A 21,327-nucleotide genomic window follows, 5' to 3' on the forward strand; every position below is an offset into this window, starting at 1 on the left:
GATAAAATTTGCGGTAAAATAACACTTTAATGGAAACTATCAACCTTTGCGATAATAAAGACTTTCTTATTAAAGTTGGAAAAAATTCTAGAATACTCGGAATAGACCCTGGAAAAAAAAACATAGGATTATCAGTTAGTGATCCTAATCAAAAAATAGCAACGCCTTTTAAAATTATTGTAATGAAAAAATTTAAACAGTTTTTAGAAGAACTAAATAATATAATTAAAGAATACGAAATCAAAGGGATAGTAATTGGTAACCCAATTAATATGGACGGAACCCCAGGACCAAGATCGCAATCAGCTAGAGACTTTGCACAAAATATTTCAAAAAATACGAAATTACCTATAACTTTATGGGATGAGCGATTATCAAGTGAAGGAGCGTTTAATCTAATGGGTGATTTGGACATTAACTCTTCTAAAAAATCAAAAAATCTAGATCAACATGCGGCGGCTTTTATCCTTCAAGGTTATCTTGACTTTCTTAATAAATAGCTTGCCTAATTAATGAAATAAGCCTATAGGACTGGTTTTAATGGCTTTATTCAAAACTAAACAAGCTGTTAAATATGAAAAGAAGCACCTTTTAGGTATTCAAGATTTATCTATTCCAGAAATTGTTCACATACTAAACGAAAGCCAATCCTTTGTTGAGCTAAATAGAAAAGAAAATAAGAAATTAAGCTTATTAAAAGGAAAAACTCAAATTAATTTATTTTTTGAAAGTTCTACAAGAACTCTCTCATCTTTTGAGCTTGCAGGAAAAAGACTTGGTGCAGATGTCATGAACATGAACGTTTCAAACTCTGCAATTAAAAAAGGTGAAACACTTATAGATACCGCAATGACTTTAAATGCAATGCATCCAGATATTTTAGTCATAAGACACGGAGACTCTGGAGCGGCAAATTTATTATCAAGAAAAGTAAATTGTGCAGTAATTAATGCTGGTGATGGTTGGAGAGAACACCCTACTCAAGCTCTTCTAGATGCAATGACAATCAAAATGAAAATTGGAAAAATTGAAGGATTGAAAATAGCAATTTGTGGAGACATTATGCACTCACGTGTTGCAAGGTCTAACATATATCTATTAACAATGATGGGCGCAGAAGTAAGGGTTATTGCTCCCAGTACTTTAATGCCAAAAGAAATTCATCAGTTCGGTGTGAAAGTTTATACTAACATGGAAGATGGGCTTAAAGATGTAGATATTATTATGATGTTAAGGATGCAGCTAGAACGAATGGATGGATCTTATATCCCATCTACAAGAGAATATTATGAATTTTTTGCCCTGGATTATAAAAAAATTAAGCACGCCAAAGAAGATGCATTGATTATGCATCCAGGTCCTATGAATAGAGGGATTGAAATTGATGCGTCATTAGCTGATGACATTAATAGAAGTATTATTGTTCAGCAAGTTGAAATGGGTGTTGCAGTTAGAATGGCGTGTCTAAAAATTCTTATGGAGAACCAAATATGAAATCAGCAATTATCAATGCAAGAATAATTGATACAAAGAATGATATAGATGAAGTTGGTGGAATATTAATAAATGAAAAAGGTTTTGTTGAGGCTATTGGAAAAGAAGTTACTAAAAATAATGTTGGTGATATAAAAATTTACAACTGTGCAAATAAAATTGCAATGCCTGGTGTAATCGATGGTAGAGTTTTTGCTGGGGAACCAGGTTTTGAATATAAGGAAAATTATAGAACCTTAAGCCAAGCAGCTATTTCTGGTGGTGTAACCTCTGTTGTTACTATGCCAAATACTGATCCCGTTATTGATGATGTGTCTACATTTGATTTTATTAAAAGAAGAGCTAGAGATAAATCTTTAATTAAAATTCATTCTTTAGCTTCTCTAACAAAAAACTTAGATGGAAATGAAATTACCGAGTTTGGATTATTAAAACTTAGTGGGGCCGTAGGTTTTACTGACGGTATTAAGTGTGTTCAAAGTAACAATGTAATGGACAAGATTTTTAATTATGCAAAAAACCAAAATGCTTTAATTGTTCAAATGCCTCAGGATAACGAATTATCCAAAAATGGTGTAATTAATGAAGGGCTAATTGCAACTAAGCTAGGTTTAAAAGGTATTCCCGATTACGCTGAGCATGTCGTAATTGAGAGAGATTTAAGATTACTTAGTCAATATAAATCTAAATATCATATTGCTCTACTATCATCAGGAAAATCGTTAGAAATTATAAATGAGTGGAAATCAAAAAATATAGATTTTACAACTGGTGTTTCTATTAATCATTTGTCACTTAATGAAAATGATATTGGTGAATTTAGAACTTTTTTAAAATTATCACCACCTTTAAGAACTGAGCAAGATAGACTTGATTTAATTAGAGGCGTTAAAAATGGAACAATTGATATTATTGTGTCTGACCACAAGCCAGAAGATGAAGAGTCTAAAAGATTAACTTTTCAAAAGTGTGCTACAGGCTCTTCTGGCATAGAAACCTTTTTATCTCTAGCCTTGGAGCAGTATCATAACGGGAATCTCGAACTTAAAACTATAGTTAGAGCAATAACTGAAAATCCGGCAAAAATTTTTGGGATCAATGCCGGTTCATTAGAAAAAGGTATGCCCGCTGATATAGCCGTTATAGATCTTGAAAAACCTTGGGTAGTAAAAAGAGATCAAATGCAATCAAAATCAAAAAATACCGCAATTGAAGATAAAAAACTACAAGGCAAGGTTGAGAAGACTTTCCTCAATGGAAAGCTAGTCTTTGAACTATAATGAATATAACTTTAGTTATTTTATATTCATATTTACTGGGCAGCATTCCCTTTGGATTAATTTATACAAAAATTGCAGGATTAGGCGATGTTAGAAATATAGGATCAGGAAATATTGGTGCAACGAATGTTCTTAGAACAGGCAATAAGCAGGTTGCGGCATATACTTTGTTATCAGATGTTGCAAAAGGCAGTATTGCAGTATTAATTACAAATAAATTTTTTAGTGAGTACAGTCTTTTATCTTTTTTAATTGTATACCTTGGTCATATTTTTCCTGTTTGGCTAAAGTTTAAAGGTGGAAAAGGTGTAGCAACTTTTATTGGTGGAATATTAATAACAAATTACATTTTAGGATTAGTTTTTTTAATTACGTGGGGAGTGATTGCCAAAATATTTAAAATATCTTCATTGTCAGCAATCATAGCTTTTATTATTACTCTAGTTATTACATTTGTTTTTTATGATTTTAATTTAACTTTACTAATGTTTTTCTTTACAATTTTTAGTATCTACACCCATAGAGATAATATCAAGAGAATTATTTCTGGCGACGAAAGTAAAATAAAAACTAAATAAAAGCACCATTTTATTGCTTTCAAACAACATTAAATTGACAATTATTAAAATATTTGAGAGTAGATTTTGCTATGAATTTAGTAATTGTGGAAAGTCCTGCAAAAGCAAAGACGATTAACAAATATCTTGGTGAAGATTATATCGTGTTAGCAAGTTATGGTCATGTAAGAGATTTGCCTTCAAAAAATGGATCGGTTGATACTGAAAATAATTTTAATATGACTTGGGAAATTGATCCTGGTTCTAAAAAACCTTTAAAAGAAATTTATGATGCGGCTAAAGATGCTAAAAAAATTATCCTTGCAACTGACCCTGATCGAGAAGGTGAAGCAATAGCTTGGCACGTTAAAAATATTCTTGATGATAAAAAATTATTAAAAGACAAACAAGTTGAAAGAGTTGTATTTAATGAAATCACAAAAAAAGCAGTAAAAAATGGAATAGATAATCCTAGATCAATTAACACTGAGCTAGTTGATGCTTATATGGCAAGAAGAGCTTTGGATTACTTGGTTGGCTTTAATATATCGCCAATACTTTGGACAAAACTACCTGGATCTAAATCTGCAGGTAGAGTGCAATCTGTTGCCTTAAAATTAATTGTTCAAAGAGAGAATGAAATAGAACTTTTTAAACCAGAAGAATATTGGAGTGTTCAATCTTTATTTAAAAATAAGGAAAATAAAGATTTAAATTCAAAAATTACCTTATTTAAATCGGAAAAAACAAATAAATTTTTCTTTAAAAATGAAGAACAAACTAAATCAGCAGTAGATGAAATAAAAAAACACAATTTTAAAATAACTCAAATAGAAAAAAAACCATATAAAAGAAATCCATACGCACCCTTTACGACTTCAACAATGCAGCAGGAAGCTTCTAAAAAGTTAGGCTTTGGAGCTTCAAGAACAATGCAAGTGGCTCAAAGATTATATCAAGGATTTGAAATTGATGGAGAAACAGTTGGACTGATTACTTATATGAGAACTGATGGAACACAAATATCCAATGAAGCGCTACAGACTTGCAGAACTTTTATTGAAAATAAAATTGGAAAAGAATATTTACCAGAACAAGCTAGGAACTACAGTGGGAAAAAAGCAAAAAATGCACAAGAGGCCCACGAAGCAATTAGACCAACTGATATTAACAGAGACCCAGCATCCTTAAAATCAATACTAGATAGAGATCAAATGAGGTTATACGAACTGATTTGGAATAGAACTGTATCATCTCAAATGCAATCTGCTGAGTTTGAGAGAACTTCAGTTGATATTTATAATAGTGATAAAACTATAGGGTTTAGAGCAAATGGTTCCATTCAAAAATTTAATGGTTTTTTAAAACTTTATCAAGAAACAAAAGAAGAAGATGAAAAAAAAGACGATAATGATGATGATGAAAATATTTTACCTAATGTTAATGAAGGTGATGAGCTAAAATTAGATAAAATTATAGATGAACAACATTTTACAAATCCTCCTCCAAGATATTCTGAGGCAAGTTTAGTTAAAAAACTTGAAGAGCTAGGAATTGGCAGACCATCAACCTATGCAAGTATTATTTCAGTTTTATCAACTAGAAATTATGTAGAATTAATTAATAAAAAATTTACCCCAACAGACCGAGGAAAATTAATCACAGCTTTTTTAGATAAATTATTTAATAGATATGTTGATTATAACTTTACCGCAAATTTAGAGGACAGCTTAGATGAAATAACATCTGGTAAAATCAAATGGATCGATGTCTTGAGTCAATTTTGGGAAAAGTTTAATTCAAATGTAAATGAAGTAAAAGAGTTAAGAACAAGAACTATTCTTGATATGCTTAATGAAAGTTTAGCAGATATAATTTTTGATAAAGATGGAGAAGGAAAAATTTTAAGAAAATGCCAGTGCGGTGGCGAGTTAAGTTTAAAAGTTGGGCGATTTGGTGCTTTTATTGGATGCTCTAATTACCCTGAATGTAAATTTACAAGACCTTTATCAAGAATAAAAGCCGCTCAAGAAGATTTTATGTCAGAGCCAAAGGAAATTGGAGAAACTGATGAAGGCAAAAAAATTATGCTTAAAAAAGGTAGATTTGGGCCATACCTTCAAGTTGGCAATGATGAAAAAGAAATGAAAAATTTTTCAATTCCAAAAGGAATATCGCCTAATGATGTTGATATTGAAAAAGCAAAATTTTTATCAGGATTACCAAAAGTTTTAGGAAAATATCCTGAAAATAATGAGGATATTACTTTAAATAACGGAAGGTTTGGTCCTTACGTAAAGTGCGCCAACAAATCGGCTACCTTAGAATCTCCTGAAGATATTTTTTCAATTGGAATCAATAAAGCAATTACTTTAATTGCTGAAGCAAAACCAGGAAGAAGGTCTTCAAACGAAATTAAAAACCTCGGTGAACATCCAGAAGATAAAAAACCAGTAAAAGTAATGAAAGGTCAATTTGGTCCATATATTAAATACAAAACAATAAATGCAACCATACCTGATGATAAAGATCCAAATGATATTACCATGGAAGAGGCATTAGTTTATATTGATAAACGTTTAGAATATGACGCTCAAAAAAAAGGTAAAACCCTCAAAAAAACAAAAAAGACTAAAAAGAAAAAATAATGTCTATTGAGGATAAACTTAATAATCTAAATATCGAAATACCAAATCCACCTGACCCTGTTGGGAATTATTCAGCTTTTATAAAATCAAATAATTTAATTTTTATCTCTGGACAGTTACCTATACTTCCAGACGGAAGTATGATTAAGGGAAAAATTAGTAAAGATTTAACAATCGAAGAAGGTGAACAAGCAACTAGAATAGCCATTCTCAATGTTTTGGGACAATTAAAAAAAGCAACCAATGATTTAAATCTAGTAAAAAGGTGTGTTAAAATTACAGGCTACTATAATTGCTCTGCTGAATTTAAAGAGCATGCAAAACTTTTAAATATCGCATCTGATTTAATAGTAAACATTTTTGGAGATAAAGGTAAACATGCAAGAGCCGTAATTGGTGCAAATACCCTACCCTTGGATGCAGCAGTTGAGTTAGAAACTATATTTGAAGTTTAATTTTTACCTAGAACTTTTTCTGGCTTTTCAGATTTTGAGAATTTTTTATAATTAAAAATAATTTTTTCATCTTTAACATCAACTTTAACATGTCCTCCATCTACTAATTTTCCATGTATAATTTCATCAGCTAAAGTTTTTTTAATATGCTCATCTATATACCTCGATATTGGTCGCGCTCCCATTGTTTGTGAATAGCCTTTTTCACATATTAAATCATTTGCAGTGTTAGACAGTTCAATCACAACATCTCTAGCATTTAATTGAGTCTCTAGCTCAAGAATAAACTTGCTGACAATTTGCTTAATTATAGATTTATCAAGTCTGTTAAAACTAATTATTGAGTCTAATCTATTTCTAAATTCAGGACTAAAAACTTTATTTATTGTCTGTTGATCGATTTCGTTATTTTTTTTAGTTGAAAAACCAATTTGATCTTTTTCTAACTCTGCGGCACCAATGTTACTAGTTAAAATTAATATAACATTTCTAAAATCAACATTTTTTCCATTTTGATCTTTTAATTTTCCATAATCCATAATTTGTAAAAGAATATTAAAAATATCAGGATGTGCCTTTTCAATTTCATCAATCAAAAGTACACAATATGGATTTTTTTCTATAGACTCTGAAAGTTGCCCGCCTTGATCAAAGCCAACATAACCAGGAGGTGAGCCTATTAATTTAGAAATGGTATGTTTCTCACTAAATTCAGACATATCAAATCTAACAAGTTCGACCCCTAAAGTTTTTGATAATTGTTTTGCTAATTCTGTTTTACCAACACCTGTTGGACCATTAAACAAATAATTCCCTATAGTTTTTTCTGGATTTCTTAAGCCAGATCTAGATAGTTTAATTGATGAGCAAAGTGCGTCGACTGCATGATCTTGTCCATATATTAACCTTTTTAAATTTTTATCTAAATCTTTAAGATAATACCTATCGTTAGCGGTAATACTTTTTTCTGGTATTTTTGTTATTTTGGCAACAACTTGCTCTACATCACTTTCGTCTAAAATTTCTTTTCTATCTTTGTTTTCTTTTAAATTTTCAAACGCGCCCAGTTCATCTAAAATATCAATTGATTTATCGGGAAGTCTTTTGTTTCCAATATATTTAGCTGATAAATCAACAGAAGCTTTAATAGCATCATCACTGTATTTTACTTTGTGATATTCCTCATATTTATCCCTTAAACCAAACATAATTTTATAAGCTTCATCAATAGTTGGTTCAGAAACATCAATTTTTTGAAATCTTCTTTGCAGAGCTCTATCTTTTTCAAAATTTGACCTATATTCCGTAAAAGTAGTTGAGCCAATACATTTGATTTTTCCAGATTGCAAAGCCGGCTTAAGCATATTTGCTGCATCCATTGAGTTACCAGTTGTTGTACCAGCTCCTACAAGCGTATGAATCTCGTCTATAAAAAGAATGTAATTATCATTTTTTTCAATTTCATTAATAATTGTTTTTAGGCGCTCTTCAAAATCACCCCTATATCTCGTTCCTGCTAGTAATGATCCAAGATCAAGTGAAAATATCACAGAATCTTTTAATGGTTCTGGAACATTTTTATTAAAAATTCTTTTAGCTAAGCCTTCAACAATTGCTGTTTTGCCAACACCAGGATCGCCAACTAATAATGGGTTATTCTTGGTTCTTCTGCATAAGATTTGAGCCATACGACTCACTTCATCATCTCTACCGATCAAAGTATCAATTTTATTGGCTGAAGCCTTTAGATTTAAATTTACGCAAAAATTATCTAGCGCAGTTCGTTCATTTGTCTTTTGTCCAATTTTTTGATCTGTCTCTAAATTTTCCGTATATGAAAAATTCTCTATTTTGGTAATTCCATGAGATATAAAATTAACGACATCGTATCTGGTAACTTCTTGCTCTTGTAAAAAATAAGTTGCGTGACTTTCTCTTTCAGCAAATAATGAAACTAAAATGTTTGCTCCTGTTACTTCAGATTTACCTGAAGATTGAACGTGTACTATCGATCTTTGAATAACTCTTTGAAAACCAGCAGTGGGTTGAGGATCTGAAATTTTTTCAGAGTTAACTATGTTATCTAATTCATGATCAATATAATGTTCCAAATTTTCTCTTAATAAACCTATATCAACGCTGCAAGCTTTCATTACATTTTGAGCATCTTCTTCATCCATTAATGAAAACAAAAGATGCTCCAATGTTACATACTGATGATTTTTTTCAGTAGCTAAGGCAAATGCATTTGAAATTGATTTTTCTAAAGATTTTGTAAAAGTTGCCATTATTCTTTAACAATACATTTCAAAGGTTGTTTATTTATTTTTGAAAAGTTATGAATCTTGTTTTGAATCGTAACCGCAACATCTTTAGGGAAAACACCGCAAATTGCAGATCCTTCATTGTGAATTTTAAGCATTAAAAAATTTGCTTCATGATTTGATTTATTTAAAAACATTACTAAAATCTTAACAACAAAATCCATTGTTGTAAAATCATCGTTTAGAAGAATTAATTTGAAAAATTTAGGTTTCTTGGTTTGTTCTTTAAATTCAAGTTGACTAAGTTTATCGAGCTTTTTTTTCATTCACAGGTCTGCCGATTGAATAATAATTAATTTTTTTATTTAAAAAACTATCTGGCTGATATAAATTCCTCATGTCAAAAATTTTTATCTTTTTAGATTTAGCTTTTTTAAAATTTAACGATCTAAACTCATCCCACTCAGTGTGTATTACTATTAAGTCATTTTGATTTAAAATTTCTTCAGAACTTTTTAAAAATTTTATTTTTTTTAATTCTTTTTTTTCACCAGTTGGATCATAATACGAAATCTTAACCCCTTTATTTAAAAGTTTAGGAAAAATTTTTAAACATTGAGTATCTCTCATGTCATCTGTATTTGCTTTAAAAGTAACACCTAAAAAACCAACTTTTTTTCCTTTGGGATTACCTAATATTTTTAATATTTGATCAGCAAGTTTTGATTTTCTTTTTTCATTACTTTTTATTACAGATTTAACAACTGACATATCCGTTTTAAATTTGTCTCCAATTTTAGTAAGGGCTTTAGTATCTTTTGGAAAACAAGAGCCGCCATAAGCAGGGCCAGCCCTTAAAAACCTAGGCCCTATCCTTGCGTCTGTTCCAATACCAATGGCAATATCTTCAACATTAGAGCCAACCTGTTCACAAAGATTTGCTATTTCATTAATGAATGTAATCTTGGTAGCCAGGAATGCATTAGCTGCATATTTAATTAATTCTGAACTCCTTCTAGTTGTTACTATAAATTTTGCACCTTTTTTAATAATTGGCTCATAAAGTTTTTCCAATATTGGTTTTGTTTTTGATAAATTATTTGATCCAATGACAACTCGATCAGCATATCTAAAGTCCCGTATAGCCTCACCTTCACGTAAAAACTCTGGATTAGAAACTACATCAAATTTTGAAGATGAATTATTTTTTTTAATAATTTTTTCAACTTCATCTCCAGTACAAACTGGGACGGTAGATTTTGTAATAATTATTTTATACTTATTTATATTTTTAGAAATAACATTTGCTACTGCATAAACATTTTTCAAATCTGCGGAGACTCCGTCTTTGGCTGTAGGTGTTCCCACTGCAATGAATATTATATCTGAGTCTTTAATTGCTCTAGCTATGTCAGTTGTAAAAGATAATCTTTTTGATTTGTAATTTCTTATTACCAGCTCATCAAGACCAGGTTCAAAAATTGGAATAATTCCTTTTTTTAAATTATCTATTTTTTTTTGGTCATTATCTACACATATTACCTTGTTACCAAAATCAGAGAAAAGCACACCAGAAACAAGGCCAACATAACCAGTACCTATAAAACAAATTTTCATTTTTTATTTATTTCTTTAAATGAATTTATATACCCATTTATAGTTCCACAGTCTAAATATTTACCTTTAAATTTGCATCCATAAAAATTTTCATGAAAAAGCATTGCGTTCATTGCGTCTGTAATTTGAATTTCTCCTAATTTACCACTTTTTTGTTTACCCAAGTAATTAAAAATAGATTTATTCAAAATATATCTCCCTATAATTGCAAACTGAGATGGTGAGTTTTTTACTGAAGGCTTTTCTACCATTTTATTAATTTTTAAATTTTTAAATTCATCAAACCCTACTATACCATATCGCTTAACATCCTTTTTAATCACTTTTCTTATTGCAATAACTGAAGAATTTGTTTTTTTATTTATGGCAATAAGTTCTTTAGAAGAATTCTTACCATTTATAATGTCATCCGGGAGTAATAGTAAAAAATGCTTTGATTTAATTAATTTTTTTGCACACAATACGGCATGGCCTAATCCTTTGGGTTTGTCCTGGTAAACAAATTTAATTTTTGAAGATATTTTATTTAAATTTTTTAAAGACTTTAAAAGCTCAGGTTTATTTTTAACTTTTTTTTCAAGAACGATATCTTTTTTAAAGTAATCTTTTATTGATTTTTTTTTTTTTGAAATCACTAAAATAACTTCATTAATACCTGCGTCAAAACATTCATCTAAAATATTTTCAAGAATTGATTTATTCCCTAGCGGCCAAAATTCTTTTGGAAAAGCTTTGGTCAAGGGAAGCATCCTTGTACCTAAACCGGCAAGTGGTATAATTGCTTGTTTAATCATTGTTAAAACTTTAAATGAAAATTATAAGAAAATCCAAAGAAATCAATTTACTTTTTAAGAATATCAAGAAATCTGGTTTTGTTCCTACAATGGGCTCTTTACACAAAGGTCATGAGTATTTAATAAAAAAATCTATCACAGAAAACAAGGTAACAGTTGTAAGTATTTTTTTAAATCCAAAACAATTTAATAATAAGAATGATTTAAAAAAATATCCAAAAAAAATTAATGATGATATCCGTATTTGTAAAAAGCTTAAGGTAAACTACTTATTCATTCCATCTTTTCATGAAATTTACTCCTGGAAGTCAAAAAAAAGAAAATATCCAAAAATAAATAAAATTATGGAACACAAATATAGAAAACGACATTTTAAAGGTGTTCTGCAAGTTATTGAAAAGCTTACTGATATTGTGCCTTCTTCAAAAATGTATTTAGGAGAGAAGGATTTTCAACAATTAAAAATTATAAAAGACTTTATATTTCTTAATAAAATCAAAACTAAAATAATTAACTGCAAAACTATAAGAGATAGTAACGGATTAGCTTTATCATCCAGAAATCAATTACTTAATAAAGCAAATAAAAAAAAGGCTGTATTAATTATTAATTTTGTAAAAAAAATTAAAAAAAAGAAAAGTAAAAAAAATAATATTTTAAAAGATATAAAAGAAAATTTTAAAAAAAATAAAATTAAATATGATTATGTTGAAAATATAAATTTAAAGACTTTCAAAATTACAAATAAAATTAATAATCAATCAAGATTATTTGTTGCATTCTATTTAGGAAAGGTGAGGTTGATAGATAATATTTAAATACCAAGTATTATCCCAGCTAAACCTAAAAAAGATACAAATCCAACAACATCGGTAACAGTCGTAACAAAAACTGTTGATGCTATTGCGGGATCAATTTTAAACTTATCTAATATAACAGGGATCGCTATTCCAGATAATCCAGCACAAGCCATATTAATTACCATTGAAACAGCAATTAAAATTGAAAGTTTAATTTCGTAAAACCAAAAATAGACAAATAAACCTGAAATTAAAGAAAACAAAATACCATTTAAAAAACCTACGCTAAATTCTTTTCCAATTATTTTAAATAAGTTTTCTGCGGTAAGCTCTTTTGTTGCTATTAATCTTACAGTTACAGTTAATGTTTGAGTTGCAGCATTGCCTCCCATGGATGCTACGATTGGCATCAAAACAGCTAAGGCGACTACTTTTTGAATATTGCCATCAAATAAACCAATGACATATGATGCGATTACAGCGGTAAATAAATTTATTAATAACCATACAAATCTTTTTTTCGTAATTTTTACTGCATTATCAGTAATAGCTTCATCTTGTACACCTGCTAATTTTAAGGCATCTTCTTCGGCTTCTTCTTTTAATACTGTTAAAATATCATCGGCAGTAATCATACCAATAAGTTTATTATTTTTATCAACTACACCAGCTGAAATTAAATTATATTGCTCAAATAAGTAACCAACTTGCTCTTTATCCCAATCTCCATAAATAAGCATTTGAGTTTCATCCATAATATCCCTCATCTTTGTAGACCTTGGATTTCTTAAAACTCTTGATGAGGGAACTGAGCCTAATGGTCGTTTTATATCATCAACAATAAATATTTGTAAAAATTCTTTAGGTAAATCATCGGTTTCTCTTAAGTAATCTATTGTTTCTCCAACTGTCCACTCGGGCGAGACAGAACAATACTCTGTTTGCATTATTCTAGCAGCAGAGTCTTCGGGATAAGCTTTTAATACTTCTTCTAAAAGTTTTTTGTCTTGTAATGGAATTTTTTCATATACATCAATCTTTTTTTCTTCATCTAAATTTGAAACAATTTGCAAGGCATCATCTGACTCCAATTGATTAACAATTTCTGCCACATTATCCGAAGGTAATTGATTTAAAATATCTTTTTGTAGAGTGTTGTTTAACTCTTTTACAGTATCAGGTCTTAAGTCTAACGCTTCAAGTAACAATAAATTAAAACGAGCTTTTTCTGGAAGATTCGATAAGACTTCTGCAGCATCTGAAGGGTGCAATGCATGTAAAGCATTATTGATCTCGACTACCCTTTTTTCATTAATTAGGCCAACTAAATTATCAATAAGTTCTTTAGTGACTTCAAATGTCTTTTTTTCTATAGTTTGTTCGTTTGACATAATAATAAATACTTTTAACAAATCTTTTTATGAAACTCGAAATAAAAATAAGCCAAAAACCTGTGGAATATCAGGATGCAATTGAATTATTAGAAGAACGAGTCAAAAAAATACAAAATAAAGAATCAAATAATCTTCTGTGGATTCTAGAACATCCAAATTTATATAGTGCTGGAACTTCTGCAAAAGATAATGACTTATTGAATAAAAATAAATTTCCAATTTACAAAACAAATAGAGGTGGACAATGGACGTTTCATGGTGATGGACAAAAAGTAATATATTTTGCAATTGATTTAAATTCAAAAAAAAATATTAAAAATTTTGTAAGAAATATTGAGACTGTAATAATCGGGATCTTAGATAATTATAAAATCAAATCTTTTAGTGACCCAAGTAACATTGGCATTTGGGTTAAAAATAAAAATAATTCTGAAAAAATTGCAGCCATTGGTATCAGGGTTAAAAAATGGATAGCATTTCATGGTTTTTCACTAAATGTAAATGTTAATAAAAAAGACTATAATGGAATTATTCCATGTGGCATCAGGGATAAGGGAATTGCTAACATGACAGATTTTATAAATTTTTCAGAAATCATCGATTTAAATGATATAATAATTTCAGAATTTAAAAAAACTTTTCCAAACATGTTTTGAAATTATCTGGAATAGTTGCCTTATATTTTTTGATCTTATTATTATATTCAAACTCTATTTCATAACTCAATAAACATAGTTGAGTATTATTTTTTTTATCTCCATACTTTGAATCACCAACTACAGGATGGCCAATATCCGAAAATTGCTTTCTTATTTGATGTTTTCTTCCAGTTATCAAATCAATTTCCAGATAAGAAAAGTTATTTTTTTTTGATATTACTTCAAAATAAAGCTTAGACTCAATTTCTTTTCCATTTAACTTTTCTTTTGAATAAATTTCGCCTTTATTTTTTTTAATTTTTCCATTTATAATCACAAGATATTTTTTTTTCACCTCTCTTGATTTAAACATTTCAGAAAATTTTTTAGCGTAAAATCTATTTTTAGCTAGGAGCATCAAACCCGAGGTGTCTTTATCTAGTCTGTGAACTATATAGTAATTTTTTTTAGTTGAATTCAATATATCTATTACATTCTGTTTAACTTTTGAGCCATCTTGAGAAGCATATCCATAAGGTTTATTTAATACACAATAATCTTCACACTCAAAGACAAAATTTTTTTTTAATTCATTGTAATCATTAATATTAAAAATTTGTTTTTTTTTATTAATTTTATTTTCAATTTTCAGTTCAGTAAAAATATTTACAATATCGTTTATTTCAAGTTTGAATAAATTTTTAACTTTTTTATTATTTACTGTAATATTTTTTTTTCTAAGATTTTTTTCAAATAAAGACTGAGGAATATTTGGAAATTGTTTTTTAAGAAATCTGTCTACTCTAGAACCTTCAAAATCTTTATTAATAACAAAAGATTTTAATGGTTTTTTCATATTAAAATTTTAATTAATTTATAACCGACATAAAATAAAATTAAACTAACTATAATTGATAAAAATAAGTAAATAAAAAGATTTAAATAATCTCCAGTTTTTAAAAAATTAAACACTTCGTACGTAAAAGCTGAAAAGGTTGTAAATCCACCTAAAAATCCAAAAACAATTACTGATCTAAATTCATTACTTAAAATTTGTTTTTCAAAAAGCGAAGCTACAATTCCAATAAAAAAAGAACCAATTAAGTTAACAAGAATTGTACCTATGGGAAAATTTAAATATATTAATTTTGGCGTTGATTGGATTAAAACAAATCTAGATAAACTTCCTATTGCTCCAAATAAAGCAACAAGAAATAAGTTGCTCATTATTTTTTATCTTTTTTTACTTCTGCTTTTTCTTGATCTTTGTTTTCAACTTTTTTTTGTGATGGACCAGAATCTTGTCCTTTTGCATTAAAATCCTTGTCTACTAGTTCAATAAAAGCTTTAGGTGCGTTATCTCCGTATCTGTAACCAGATCTTACAACTCTTGAATAACCGCCATTTCTTTTTTCATATCTCTTTAAAAGTGTTGTAGTTATCTTTTTAACAATACTTTGGTCTTGAAGTTTAGAAATAAGTATTCTTTTAGAAGCAAGAGTATTCTTTTTTCCTAATGTAATAATTTTATCTATCGCTACTTTTAATTCTTTTGCTTTAGGTAAAGTTGTTTCAATTTGCTCATGTTTAATTAATGCGTTAAGCATGTTTTTAATAAGAGCTTTTCTGTGTTCAGCAGTCCTATTAAGTTTTCTATGAGCAATTTTATGTCTCATCTATTTATATTCTTCCTCTAATTTTTTAGACAATTCGGCTATATTTTCTGGTGGCCAATTTGGAATTTCAATACCTAAATATAAAGACATTCCAGATAAAACTTCTTTTATTTCATTTAGAGATTTTCTTCCGAAATTAGGAGTTCTTAGCATTTCACCCTCGGTTTTTTGAACTAAATCTCCAATGTAAATAATGTTGTCGTTCTTTAAACAATTCATAGATCTCACCGAAAGCTCTAACTCATCTACTCTTCTTAATAAATTTTTATTAAATTCTGGCTCAGATTTTGTCTGTTGAGCAACTACTTCTTTTGGTTCTTCAAAATTTATAAACATGCCAAGCTGATCTTGAAGTATTCTGGCTGCATAAGCTACACAATCTTCTGCTTCTACAGAGCCATTAGTTTCAACTTCCATTGTAAGTTTATCATAATCAATTGATAAACCTTCTCTTGTTTCTGATACATTGTAAGAAACTCTTTTAACTGGACTGTATACTGAATCTACAGGTATTAGACCTAATGGAGAATCTTTTTCTCTATTTTTTTCAGCAGATACATAACCTTTTCCAGTGTTGACTGTTAATTCCATATAAATTTTTGTATTATCATCAAGGTTACATATAACTTGTTCTGGATTTAAAATTTCAATATCTGCACTTTCTTTTAAATCTTTAGCTTTAATTTCACCTGGTCCTTGAGCATCTAATACTAGTTTTTTTGGTCCTGGATTTTTTAGCTTTAATGATAAAGCCTTAATATTTAAAACAATATCTGTAACGTCTTCTCTAACACCGTTTATAGAAGAAAATTCATGTACTACACCATCAATCTGAATCGCAGTTACTGCTGTTCCTTGAATAGAAGAAAGAAGAATTCTTCTAAGAGCATTTCCAAGTGTTAAGGCAAAGCCTTTCTCTAAAGGCTCAATAGTTATCTTTGCATAACTTTTATCATCATTAGTTTGAACATCTAATTTAGATGGCTTTACTAATTCTTTCCAATTTTTTTCTATCAATTTGTTCTCCTTTTAATTTTTAATTAAACTCTTCTTTTCTTGGGTGGTCTGCATCCATTATGTGGAATTGGACTCGTGTCTTTAATAGAGACAATTTTAAAACCTCTTGCTTGCAAAGCTCTTAAAGCAGTTTCTCTCCCTGATCCAGGACCTTTAACTTCAACGTCTAGAGTTTTTAAACCATATTCTGATGCTTTAGCAGCAGCATCATCAGCAGCTACTTGGGCAGCGTATGGGGTGGATTTTCTTGATCCTTTAAAACCTTTTGATCCTGCAGATGACCAAGATAAAACATTTCCACTTTTGTCTGTTATTGAAATAATAGTATTATTAAATGTAGCATTCACGAAAGCTTTACCTGACGTTACAACTTTTTTTTCTTTTTTCTTACCTTTGAATTTGCTTTTCTTTTTAACTTCTTCTTTGCTCATTATTTTTTAGCCATTGTTAATTTTTTACCTGCGATTGCAATTGCTTTTCCTTTTCTTGTTCTTGCGTTAGATGATGTTCTTTGTCCTCTTACAGGAAGTTTTTTTCTATGCCTTGTACCTCTATAAGTACCCAGGTCTCTTAATCTTTTTATATTTAATGAAATCTCTCTTCTTAAATCACCTTCGACAGTAAATTTTTCGTCAATAAGTTCTCTAATTTTTAAAACTTCGTCATCAGTTAAACTATTTACTCGTTTTGATTTTTCAATATTTAATTCTTTGCAAATCTTATCTGCATAATGATCACCAATCCCATAAATATACTGTAAAGCGATATGCACTTGTTTATTTAACGGTAGGTTTACACCTGATATACGAGCCATAGTTTAGATTGCCTTATTTTTAAAATCGCTGGATTATAGTAATCGAACTATTAAAGTCAACGTTATAAGTTACTGATAATAGACTTTATTTCGCCTGTAACTTCATTAATTGCTTTCATAGCATCTACATCCTTCACGATTCCTTTTTTTCTGTAATAATCAAGTATAGGTAACGTTTGATCATCATAAGTTTTTAAACGATTTGTCACAGTACTTTCATTATCATCAGATCTTTTAATTAATTCTCTAGAATCACATTTGTTATTTGAACAGTTATTTGGTTCTCCAGGTGGGTCGAAAAATTCATTAAATGGTTTTTTGCAAATTGAACATGAAACTCTGCCAGAAATTCTTTTCACAAGTACAGAATAATCTACTTTTAGATTTATAATTGCTGATATTTTTTGATTATACTTGTCAAGCATATCATCTAGTGACTTTGCCTGTTCTAAGTTTCTAGGAAAACCGTCAAAAATTATATTATTTTTTACACTCGGGTCTGAAATTTTTTTTTCTATTAAATTATTGATTATATCGTCTGAGACTAATTTTCCAGCATCCATGATTTCTTTCAATTGTTTTGATAAATCTGAGCCACTTTTTAGTTCTGCTCTTAAAAGGTCTCCTGTTGATAGTTGAAACATTTTTTCACTCTCAACTAAAAAAGAAGATTGAGTTCCTTTGCCAGCGCCTGGTGGTCCAAATAATATTAAGTTCATATTTTATCTATTAAATTTAGTTTTTTTAATTAATGATTCATATTGAACACTCATTAATCTTGTTTGTATTTGCGTGATTGTATCCATTCCAACTACAACAACGATTAATAATGATGTTCCACCTAAATAAAATGGCACAGGATAGTTTGCTATCAAAACTTCAGGTAATAAACATATAATTACCAAATAGGCAGACCCAATAACTGTTAATTTAGTTAAAAGATTTTCAATAAATAAAGCTGTACGCTCACCTGGTCTAATACCAGGAACAAATCCACCATATTTTTTTAAATTATCTGCTGTTTCAGTTGGATTAAAAACAATTGATGTATAAAAAAATGAAAAGAAAACTATACCAGCTGCAAAAAATATCATGTAAAGAGGTTTTCCTTGACCCAACATTGAAGTTATTGAGATTAAAATAGAATTTTCTGAAGATGATGAAAAATTAGAAAGAGTTATTGGTAATAATAATAATGCTGATGCAAAAATTGCAGGTATTACTCCAGCAGTATTTACTTTTAACGGTAAATATGAAGATTCACCACCGTACATTTTATTACCTTGCTGTCTTTTTGGATATTGAATCAAAACTCTTCTTTGAGCTCTTTCAACAAAAACAATAAAATAAATCGCTATTAATAAAAGCAATAAAATTAAAATTATTATTCCACTAGATATTGCCCCAGTTCTTCCTAATTCAAAAGTAGAAGCAAGAGCACCAGGGATCTCTGCAACTATTCCAGAAAAGATTATTAACGAAATTCCATTTCCTATACCTCTAGCCGTAATTTGTTCACCCAACCACATTAAAAATACTGTTCCAGTTAATAGTGTAACAGTAGTTACGAATCTAAAATAAAGTCCAGGGTCTTGTACAATGCCTTGAGAATTTTCTAAACTAATCGCAACTCCATAACCTTGTATTAAAGCTAAAATCACAGTTCCATATCTTGTATATTGAGTAATTTTTTGTCTTCCAACTTCACCTTGAGCCTTTAAATTTTTAAAGTACTCTGTTACTCCAGTAAGCAATTGAATTATAATTGATGCTGAAATATATGGCATAATACCAAGCGCAAATATTGCCATTCTTTGTACAGCACCACCCGCAAATACATTGAACATACCAAGAAGGCTTCTCTGATTACCGCCTACAATTTCTTTTAATGATGTTGGATCAATACCGGGTAAAGGAACATAAGTCCCAAACCGATAAATTATAAGAATTAATAAAGTATATAATATTCTCTTTTTTAAATCGTCAGCTTTTGAAAAGGCCCCTAAGCCACTTTCTGCATTTTGAGCAAAACCAGACATTTATATTATTTGACTAATTCTATAGATCCGCCAGCTTTTTCAATTTTAGCTTGCGCGGATTTACTAAATTGATCAGCAAGAATACTTACTTTCACTTTTAAATCCCCTGTGCCCAGAACTTTTACTTTCAACTTTTTAGGAGCTTTTGAACTTAATAAAAATTTTCTTAAATCAATAGATTTTGATGAATCTAATTTTTTAGATTCTATTAATTTAGAAATTTTATCTAAATTTATAGCAATATTTTTTTCTTTTTTATAAAGAGAGTTAAAACCTCTTTTCGGTAATCTTCTGTACAAGGGCATTTGTCCACCCTCATAAGCTTTGATCGCAACTCCAGATCTTGATTTTTGACCTTTTACACCTCTTCCTGATGTTTTCCCTAGACCAGAGCCAATACCTCTTCCAACTCTTTTTTTAGCTTTATGAATTTTTTTGTTTAAAGTATTAAGTTGCATTCTTTATCTCCTTGAAACTATTTCCTTAATTTTTTTACCTCTAATTAAAGATATTTCTTTAGGTGATTTTTGCTTAGTTAATGCATCAAAAGAAGCTCTAACTAAGTTGTAAGGATTAGAAGATCCAATAGATTTTCCAACCACATCTTGAATTCCTGACATCTCGCAAATTGCACGAACAGGACCACCCGCAATGATTCCTGTACCAGCTGGTGCGCTTCTTAATAAAACTTTACCTGCGCCATTTCTTCCTCTTACATCGTGATGAAGTGTTCTTCCTTCTCTTAACGCAACTTTTACTAAAGATTTTCTTGCAGCTTCAGAAGCTTTTTTTATTGCGTCCGGAACTTGTTTGGCTTTACCTTGGCCAAATCCTACCTGTCCTTTTTGATTTCCAGTTACCACAAGCGCTGCAAATCCAAATCTTCTTCCGCCTTTTACAACTTTTGTAATTCTATTAATTGCAACTAATTTTTCTTTAAATTCACTTGTTTGACTCATACTTTAAAATTTTAATCCTCCAGTTTTTGCACTTTCTGCCAGTTGTTTGACTCTACCATGGTACTTGTATTTACCTCTGTCAAAATAAACTTCTTTACATCCTTTTTCCAAACACCTCTCAGCAATTAACTTTCCTACTATCTCAGAAAGATCCTTTTTAGGTTTTTTTTCAATATTTTTTTCTACTGAAGAAGCGCTTGCTAGAGTTACTCTTTTATTATCATCTATAACTTGAGCGTAAATATTTTTTGCAGATCTAAAAACAGTAAGACGTGGCTTATCTTTGTTTACTTTTTTAATTTTAAATCTTACTCTATTTTTTCGTTTGTTACTTTTGCTTATCATTATTTCTTTTTACCTTCTTTTTTCAAAATAAATTGCCCCTCTGAAGTTATTCCTTTTTGCTTATAAGGTTCTACAGGTTTATAAAATTTAATATCAGCAACAGTTTTTCCAACCAATTCTTTATCTACACCACTGATAATAATCGTAGTTTGTTTATCAACTTTTAAGGAAATTCCCTCAGGTATATCGTACATAATGTCATGGCTAAATCCTAGTTGAAGCTGTAATTGTTTACCTTTTAAATTTGCTCTAAAACCTACGCCATTTAATTTTAAAGTCTCTTCATAACCTTTTCCAACTCCAATAACCGCGTTATTAATTAAACTTCTTTGCAAACCCCAAATAATTTTATTTTGTTTTTTTGGATCTTTTGGAGCAACAATGATTTTACCTTCTTCAAAAGTAATATTTAAAAACTCAATATTAATATCAAGAGACTTCTTACCTTTTGGGCCCTCTAAATTAATCTTATTACCATTGATTTGAACTTTTACATCACTTGGTACTGGTATATGTTTTTTTCCTATTTTAGACAT

General features: G+C 29.4%; 25 protein-coding genes. 8 read left to right on the plus strand and 17 right to left on the minus strand.

Annotated features, from left to right (window positions below):
- Positions 1-29 precede the first annotated feature (29 nt).
- From ruvX to ACTTAQ_RS03185, 6 genes are all read left to right on the plus strand, one after another.
- Positions 30-500 (plus strand): Holliday junction resolvase RuvX, encoded by a 471-nt coding sequence (ruvX, locus tag ACTTAQ_RS03160; protein ID WP_440695497.1) that lies wholly within the window; start codon positions 30-32, stop codon positions 498-500.
- Positions 501-540: 40 nt separating this feature from the next.
- Positions 541-1,494, plus strand: coding sequence for an aspartate carbamoyltransferase catalytic subunit (locus tag ACTTAQ_RS03165; RefSeq protein ID WP_009360143.1), 954 nt, complete (start codon positions 541-543; stop codon positions 1,492-1,494).
- On the plus strand, positions 1,491-2,774 hold the full coding sequence (gene pyrC / locus ACTTAQ_RS03170) for a dihydroorotase (protein WP_440695499.1): 1,284 nt from the start codon (positions 1,491-1,493) through the stop codon (positions 2,772-2,774). Before ACTTAQ_RS03165 ends, pyrC begins: the two co-directional genes overlap by 4 nt.
- The gene (gene plsY / locus ACTTAQ_RS03175; protein ID WP_440695501.1) at positions 2,774-3,352 is read left to right on the plus strand and encodes a glycerol-3-phosphate 1-O-acyltransferase PlsY; all 579 of its coding nucleotides are present in this window, start codon (positions 2,774-2,776) and stop codon (positions 3,350-3,352) included. The genes pyrC and plsY overlap by 1 nt, the downstream gene beginning before the upstream one ends.
- A gap of 71 nt (positions 3,353-3,423) precedes the next feature.
- Entirely contained in the window at positions 3,424-5,979 is a 2,556-nt protein-coding gene (gene topA, locus ACTTAQ_RS03180) for a type I DNA topoisomerase (protein WP_440695503.1), read from the plus strand.
- Positions 5,979-6,434, plus strand: a complete 456-nt coding sequence (locus ACTTAQ_RS03185; RefSeq protein ID WP_440695505.1) for a RidA family protein — start codon at positions 5,979-5,981, stop codon at positions 6,432-6,434. Before topA ends, ACTTAQ_RS03185 begins: the two co-directional genes overlap by 1 nt.
- Here ACTTAQ_RS03185 and clpA read toward each other — a convergent pair.
- Genes clpA through ACTTAQ_RS03205 form a run of 4 tightly spaced genes read right to left on the minus strand, consistent with a single transcriptional unit; the run spans position 6,431 to position 11,109 of the window.
- Positions 6,431-8,722 carry an ATP-dependent Clp protease ATP-binding subunit ClpA gene (clpA, locus tag ACTTAQ_RS03190; protein WP_440695507.1) on the minus strand — a complete coding sequence of 764 codons (2,292 nt, stop codon included), beginning with the start codon at positions 8,720-8,722 and terminating at the stop codon, positions 6,431-6,433. The genes ACTTAQ_RS03185 and clpA overlap by 4 nt on opposite strands.
- A complete protein-coding gene (locus ACTTAQ_RS03195; RefSeq protein WP_440695509.1) occupies positions 8,722-9,024 on the minus strand; it encodes an ATP-dependent Clp protease adaptor ClpS in 303 nt (100 codons plus the stop codon). Before ACTTAQ_RS03195 ends, clpA begins: the two co-directional genes overlap by 1 nt.
- Positions 9,005-10,315, minus strand: coding sequence for a UDP-glucose dehydrogenase family protein (locus tag ACTTAQ_RS03200; RefSeq protein WP_440695511.1), 1,311 nt, complete (start codon positions 10,313-10,315; stop codon positions 9,005-9,007). Before ACTTAQ_RS03200 ends, ACTTAQ_RS03195 begins: the two co-directional genes overlap by 20 nt.
- Positions 10,312-11,109, minus strand: coding sequence for a sugar phosphate nucleotidyltransferase (locus ACTTAQ_RS03205; protein ID WP_440695513.1), 798 nt, complete (start codon positions 11,107-11,109; stop codon positions 10,312-10,314). Before ACTTAQ_RS03205 ends, ACTTAQ_RS03200 begins: the two co-directional genes overlap by 4 nt.
- Before the next feature lie 14 nt (positions 11,110-11,123).
- Between ACTTAQ_RS03205 and panC the strand changes: the two genes are divergently transcribed.
- A complete protein-coding gene (panC, locus tag ACTTAQ_RS03210) occupies positions 11,124-11,927 on the plus strand; it encodes a pantoate--beta-alanine ligase (RefSeq protein ID WP_440695515.1) in 804 nt (267 codons plus the stop codon).
- Here panC and mgtE read toward each other — a convergent pair.
- A complete protein-coding gene (gene mgtE / locus ACTTAQ_RS03215) occupies positions 11,924-13,300 on the minus strand; it encodes a magnesium transporter (RefSeq protein WP_440695517.1) in 1,377 nt (458 codons plus the stop codon). The genes panC and mgtE overlap by 4 nt on opposite strands.
- A 29-nt stretch (positions 13,301-13,329) precedes the next feature.
- Between mgtE and lipB the strand changes: the two genes are divergently transcribed.
- Entirely contained in the window at positions 13,330-13,959 is a 630-nt protein-coding gene (gene lipB, locus ACTTAQ_RS03220) for a lipoyl(octanoyl) transferase LipB (RefSeq protein ID WP_440695519.1), read from the plus strand.
- On the opposite strand, the gene ACTTAQ_RS03225 is transcribed toward lipB, so the two are convergent.
- The 12 genes from ACTTAQ_RS03225 to rplF all read right to left on the minus strand — a co-directional run bounded on the left by ACTTAQ_RS03225 (position 13,931) and on the right by rplF (position 21,327).
- Positions 13,931-14,797, minus strand: a complete 867-nt coding sequence (locus tag ACTTAQ_RS03225; RefSeq protein ID WP_440695521.1) for an RluA family pseudouridine synthase — start codon at positions 14,795-14,797, stop codon at positions 13,931-13,933. The genes lipB and ACTTAQ_RS03225 overlap by 29 nt on opposite strands.
- Positions 14,794-15,168 (minus strand): fluoride efflux transporter CrcB, encoded by a 375-nt coding sequence (crcB, locus tag ACTTAQ_RS03230; protein WP_440695523.1) that lies wholly within the window; start codon positions 15,166-15,168, stop codon positions 14,794-14,796. Before crcB ends, ACTTAQ_RS03225 begins: the two co-directional genes overlap by 4 nt.
- Positions 15,168-15,617 carry a 50S ribosomal protein L17 gene (gene rplQ / locus ACTTAQ_RS03235; protein ID WP_440680068.1) on the minus strand — a complete coding sequence of 150 codons (450 nt, stop codon included), beginning with the start codon at positions 15,615-15,617 and terminating at the stop codon, positions 15,168-15,170. The genes crcB and rplQ overlap by 1 nt, the downstream gene beginning before the upstream one ends.
- Entirely contained in the window at positions 15,618-16,634 is a 1,017-nt protein-coding gene (locus ACTTAQ_RS03240; RefSeq protein ID WP_440680067.1) for a DNA-directed RNA polymerase subunit alpha, read from the minus strand.
- 23 nt (positions 16,635-16,657) lie between these two features.
- On the minus strand, positions 16,658-17,065 hold the full coding sequence (gene rpsK / locus ACTTAQ_RS03245; RefSeq protein WP_440680066.1) for a 30S ribosomal protein S11: 408 nt from the start codon (positions 17,063-17,065) through the stop codon (positions 16,658-16,660).
- Positions 17,065-17,448, minus strand: a complete 384-nt coding sequence (gene rpsM, locus ACTTAQ_RS03250) for a 30S ribosomal protein S13 (protein WP_440695524.1) — start codon at positions 17,446-17,448, stop codon at positions 17,065-17,067. Before rpsM ends, rpsK begins: the two co-directional genes overlap by 1 nt.
- Before the next feature lie 62 nt (positions 17,449-17,510).
- A complete protein-coding gene (locus ACTTAQ_RS03255) occupies positions 17,511-18,167 on the minus strand; it encodes an adenylate kinase (RefSeq protein WP_440695526.1) in 657 nt (218 codons plus the stop codon).
- A 3-nt stretch (positions 18,168-18,170) separates the two neighbouring features.
- Positions 18,171-19,487: a preprotein translocase subunit SecY gene (gene secY / locus ACTTAQ_RS03260; protein WP_009360124.1), complete on the minus strand. Its 1,317-nt coding sequence runs from the start codon at positions 19,485-19,487 to the stop codon at positions 18,171-18,173.
- A 5-nt stretch (positions 19,488-19,492) separates the two neighbouring features.
- The gene (gene rplO / locus ACTTAQ_RS03265; protein WP_440680061.1) at positions 19,493-19,945 is read right to left on the minus strand and encodes a 50S ribosomal protein L15; all 453 of its coding nucleotides are present in this window, start codon (positions 19,943-19,945) and stop codon (positions 19,493-19,495) included.
- A 3-nt stretch (positions 19,946-19,948) separates the two neighbouring features.
- Positions 19,949-20,446 (minus strand): 30S ribosomal protein S5, encoded by a 498-nt coding sequence (gene rpsE, locus ACTTAQ_RS03270; protein WP_009360122.1) that lies wholly within the window; start codon positions 20,444-20,446, stop codon positions 19,949-19,951.
- A 3-nt stretch (positions 20,447-20,449) separates the two neighbouring features.
- The gene (gene rplR / locus ACTTAQ_RS03275) at positions 20,450-20,791 is read right to left on the minus strand and encodes a 50S ribosomal protein L18 (protein WP_440695529.1); all 342 of its coding nucleotides are present in this window, start codon (positions 20,789-20,791) and stop codon (positions 20,450-20,452) included.
- A complete protein-coding gene (gene rplF / locus ACTTAQ_RS03280) occupies positions 20,791-21,327 on the minus strand; it encodes a 50S ribosomal protein L6 (protein WP_440695531.1) in 537 nt (178 codons plus the stop codon). The genes rplR and rplF overlap by 1 nt, the downstream gene beginning before the upstream one ends.

Origin of the sequence: Candidatus Pelagibacter sp. HIMB109, assembly GCF_052048155.1 — a bacterium.
Taxonomy (GTDB): domain Bacteria; phylum Pseudomonadota; class Alphaproteobacteria; order Pelagibacterales; family Pelagibacteraceae; genus HIMB114.